Annotated in this window: 1 pseudogene; it reads right to left on the bottom strand. The window is 61.6% G+C overall.

The features are described from left to right. Positions 1–505, bottom strand: a pseudogene (locus tag CFR71_RS16050) (ATP-binding protein); the annotation flags it as partial.

The following is a 505-nucleotide window of genomic DNA, read 5'->3' as shown; positions in this document are numbered from 1 at the left end:
GGCGGAGCCCGCCGTTTCACGATAGGTCGCTTCGCGCGCGACCTGCAATGCCTGATGTGGACCGAGGAATTCGCAGGAAATGTCGAACCCCTGCAAGGCCGCCTGAACGCGCGAAATGAACGATTCATGGCGGGCCGCCATGATATCGGAGCGCAGGGCAAAACGTTGGGTATTGCCCACGCGGGGAAACTGGGAGGCAAGGGTCCTGCGCTCCTCTGCCACCTGTTTGCGGTCCTCACGTGTCAGCACGCTGGGCCGGGTCCACAGGACGTAACAGGTGGCCTCCCAGCGCATGACGTTTGGCCAGCGCCGGTGCCTCTCTTCAATGACGTCCGAAAGGTCCGCTCCGATCTGTCGGGCTATGGACCGGCAGCCATTGAGGCTCAGGCGGTCAATCTCGATACCCGAGCGCTCGGGATCGGAAATATACCATCCCACAATGGCATGGCCACGTTCTTCAAGGAGACCCTGCAATTCTATACGCTGCTGCTCGGCGAGCGCTTCC

The sequence above is a fragment of the Novacetimonas pomaceti genome, assembly GCF_003207955.1.
Classification (GTDB): Bacteria; Pseudomonadota; Alphaproteobacteria; order Acetobacterales; family Acetobacteraceae; genus Novacetimonas; species Novacetimonas pomaceti.
Note: the sequence above shows the minus strand (reverse complement) of the source record. Positions and strands in the feature narration are given on the sequence as shown.